Annotated in this window: 3 protein-coding genes and 1 tRNA gene; 2 read left to right on the forward strand and 2 right to left on the reverse strand. The window is 60.7% G+C overall.

Features of this window, described 5'->3' with window-relative positions; genetic code table 11:
* Positions 1-257: 257 nt before the first annotated feature.
* Positions 258-2039, reverse strand: coding sequence for a tRNA adenosine(34) deaminase TadA (gene tadA / locus PGW49_RS10220; protein WP_195622329.1), 1782 nt, complete (start codon positions 2037-2039; stop codon positions 258-260).
* 51 nt (positions 2040-2090) lie between these two features.
* Here tadA and PGW49_RS10225 point away from each other — a divergent pair.
* Positions 2091-2180: transfer RNA gene (locus PGW49_RS10225), tRNA-Ser, on the forward strand.
* A 3-nt stretch (positions 2181-2183) separates the two neighbouring features.
* Here PGW49_RS10225 and PGW49_RS10230 read toward each other — a convergent pair.
* Complete coding sequence (locus tag PGW49_RS10230; RefSeq protein ID WP_195622330.1) at positions 2184-2768, reverse strand: TetR/AcrR family transcriptional regulator; 585 nt, start codon at positions 2766-2768, stop codon at positions 2184-2186.
* Positions 2769-2979: 211 nt separating this feature from the next.
* Here PGW49_RS10230 and PGW49_RS10235 point away from each other — a divergent pair, with 211 nt between their 5' ends.
* Positions 2980-3531, forward strand: coding sequence for a LemA family protein (locus PGW49_RS10235; RefSeq protein ID WP_082421874.1), 552 nt, complete (start codon positions 2980-2982; stop codon positions 3529-3531).
* Positions 3532-3980: the final 449 nt, after the last annotated feature.

Genomic DNA, 3980 nt, shown 5'->3' on the forward strand with positions numbered 1-3980 from the left:
GGAGAGAACGCTCCCGCAAACTGCCTCTTGACAACTTATAGGAGCGTCGGTTTTGTTTTTGCAAATTCCGGGATGGTCGAGGTAGCTCGGTTAAACGTAGTAGATGGCCGCATTTCGTGGCAAACGGTCCGGCCCAAGGCCCAAGGCGGCCAGCCTCGGATGACCATTCACGAAGTTGCGGTGGAATACGGACTGAATTAGCGCCTTAAAGGCAAAAACACTCCGTATTTCACCGCAACTTATCGAGGGGATGGGTTTTAGAGGCGGGCGAGGTCGTAGGCTTGGGCAGCTGCCTCGCCAGCGCAGATGAGGTTGGTTGTGGCTTCTTGCGCACCGAGCGCCTGGTCGAGAGGCATGGGCTTGCGGCAAATCGGCAAAACCAAGTCAATACCCTGCTCATACACCGCATCCAGGTTGACGGCGCGCCCGCCCACGACGGCGACCACCGGCTTGCCATATCGCTTCGCACGACGAGCCACACCCACCGGTGCCTTACCGGCGGCGGATTGCTCGTCCATATTGCCCTCGCCCGTTATGACCAGGTCGACATCGCGCACGCGCTCGTCAAACCCCACGAGGTCGAGCACCGTCTCCACACCCGAGCGTAGCTCCGCGCCGAGCGCCAGCAACGCCGCGCCCAAGCCACCGGCAGCGCCCGCGCCGGGTACACCGAGCACCGAGCCAAATGTCCGTGCGCCCTCGGGTGTGCGCAACAACCCCTGGGCTCGAGCTCTGGCAATCGCCGCATCGAGCAAGCGACCGTAGCCGACCATCCAGCCGTCGTATCTGCGCAGCACCTCGACATCATCCGCCGGCAGGCCCTTCTGCCCGCCAAACACCGCCAGTGCGCCTCGACGCCCCACGAGCGGATTCTCGACATCCGAAAGCACAACGATGCGAGCATCATCCAAAGCCTGCAGCGCGGGCGCCAAATCAACGCTCGCCACCTGCTCAAGGCCGGCAAGACCGGGGGCGACATCGCATCCCTGATCATCGACCACGCGCGCGCCCAGCGCCTGCAGCATGCCGGCGCCACCGTCGTTGGCGGCACTGCCGCCCAGACCAATATAGAGTGTCCTTGCGCCCGTGCGAACTGCGCGAAGCATAAGCTCGCCCACGCCATAGGTCGAAGCCGCCAACGCCGCCGACTCCGTACAACTCGAATACCCAATACCCGCCGCCTCGGCCATCTCAATTACAGCCGAGTCGCGCTCGTCGTCCACCAACATCCGGGCAGACACGCGATCGCCCAAGGGACCTGCCACCTCGCAGGTCACAATCTCACCGCCGCACGCGGCGATGGCGTCGAGCGTTCCCTCGCCGCCATCCGCCAGCGGCAACGCGCGCACCTCGGCATCGGGCCACACACGGCGCATGCCCTCGGCAACCGCCGCCTCCGCCCGTGCACTCGACACGCTGCCCTTAAAGGAGTCGATCGCCAGCAGCACACGGCGGGGCCGGCGGCACGCAGGGCCAAAGTCAACCGCCATGCCAGCATCCTCACCGGCACCTGCAAGCGCTGCGGCGTGAGCAGCATGCGCCTCAAGGTTCGGACCGCAGCCACAGCCGCTGCCACCCGCTCCGCGCAGACCGCCAAAATAGTTACTCAGCAGCTCGCGGCATTCATCCGCCAGGACCCCAGCCGTCACGTTAAACCGATGATTCAGGCGCGAATCGGCATTCAGGTCATACAGCGAACCCAGCGCACCCGCCTTGGCGTCGCTCGCGCCATACACGCAGCGCCCGACGCGCGCGTTGACCATAAGACCCGCGCACATGCAGCAAGGCTCGAGCGTCACGTAGACCGTGCAATCGGAAAGGCGCCAGCGACCGAGCGACCGAGCGGCAGCGCACAGGGCCGCGAACTCTGCATGAGCCGAAGGGTCCTGATCGAGCTCGCGACGATTATGCGCCCGCGCGACAATCTCACCCGCGCGCACCACCACAGCGCCAATGGGCACCTCGCCCACCGCCGCGGCGGCTCGCGCCTCCGCCAACGCCTCACGCATGAACTTCTCGTCGATTTCGGTGATCGTCATCGTTCGCCTTCCCTGTTGCAAATTCAAAACGATGCTATCATTACGACTCACGGAGAGATGGCAGAGCGGTTGAATGCGGCGGTCTTGAAAACCGTTGAGCGCGAGAGCGTTCCGGGGGTTCGAATCCCCCTCTCTCCGCCACTTTTAGTGATGCACCGGTGTCATGGTCCGCTCGAACAGTGCATCGACCACGTCGGCCATCTCGGGTCGACGCTCAAGATCGTGGCCCGATTCCCACCATATCGTGAAAAGTCGAATAATACCGCCGGCGACAAACTCAGACGTCGTCTCGAGTGACACGGGGGCCAAGGCATCCTCGGCAAGCACGTTCATCACACGCTCGCGGATGGAGCGGGCAATGCGGTCGCAAATAACGTTGGTCAACATGCCCGACATGCTGCTTGCCAAAATGTTATCCATGAGCCGCTCGTGCGTCAGAATCAAATCCATGGCATCGTCCAAAATCGCGTGCCGAAGCGCGCGCACGTCCTCGGCAGACACTGCGCCGGCCTCATCGGGCTGTTTTTGCGGCAAGCCCGACATGAGCTCATCGATATAAAAGGCAAAGTAATCGTTCTTGTCGCGAAAGTGCTTATAGAACGTCGTGCGGCGAATCATGGCGCGGTCGCACAGCATGGCAACCGTCAGGTCCTCAAAACGATGCTCCTCGAGAAGCTCGGTGAAAGCATCGAACAGGGCGCGGTAGGTTTTCTTGATGCGAAGGTCCACTGGTATCGCCATCCTCAGGGCAAAGACAACACTCGTCAATCTGTCGCATATCTTACACCTGTACCTCGCGCGCTTTGCCCCGGTGCCGACCCCGACGAAAACACAACGCTTACCGGAAAGTTCGGCACGGCAAAACGTTGCGGGTATACTAGTAGCGTTATACCAACGGCAGCTGGCGCATGCCGCCGCGGCCATTCGAAACGGAGACATCATGATTACCGTCATCATCGGCATCGTTGTTGTCATTGTGATTGTCTGCGCCATCGCCGGCATCTACAACAACATGGTCACCAAGCGTAACCGCATTGATAACGCCTGGCAGAACATCGATACGCAGCTGCAGCGCCGCAACGACCTGATCCCCAACCTGGTCGAGACCGTCAAGGGCTACGCCAAGCACGAGCAGGAGACGCTCTCCGCCGTGATCAGCGCGCGTAACACCGCCGTCAAGGCCACCACGCCCGAGGCCAAGATGGAAGCCGACAACGTGCTGACCGGCGCACTGCGCCAGCTCTTCGCCGTAGCCGAAGCCTACCCCGATCTTAAGGCAAACACCAACTTTACGCAGCTGCAGGCATCGCTCGAGGATACCGAGAACAAGATTAGCTACGCACGCCAGAGCTACAACGATTGCGTGCTCAGCTACAACAACGCCATTCAGACGTTCCCGGCTGTCATCTTTGCCGGCATCTTTCAGTTTAAGGAGCGCCAGGGCTTCGAGGCCGCCGAAGCAGCCCGCCAGGCCCCGACCGTCAAGTTCTAGTAGTTTGGCAGTGCATCCTTAATCGGCCAAATGCATAAACCGCCCCGTCGAATGCATACTTCGACGGGGCGGTTTCTTTTTTCGCGAAGGTCCCCCTCTAAGCGCCGTGCATTTTTAGGAGTATTCAACATAACCAAGAGCTTCGGGCGCCACGATACATGCCGAAGACCGCGAATATCCCTGCAAATCAAACGCTATAAGCCCATAACCCCGCCCATCATTCGTAGAAAACATCGAGAACTCCCGATTTTTTGCCCGAGGTCGGTATGCAGGGACCTTCGATTGCAGAATACTCGCAAAAATGCACGTCGCCACCACCCCCACATGGCGCGAAGCAAAACACAAGCGCGGCCTAAAAGGCCGCGCGCCATGTTTATTCAGATTAATTATGGCTCTGTTAGACCAGGATTGACATACATGTGTCCCCACGGTGCCATATCGTTAGCCCC

It is taken from the genome of Collinsella aerofaciens (genome assembly GCF_027679495.1).
Lineage (GTDB): Bacteria > Actinomycetota > Coriobacteriia > Coriobacteriales > Coriobacteriaceae > Collinsella > Collinsella aerofaciens_AK.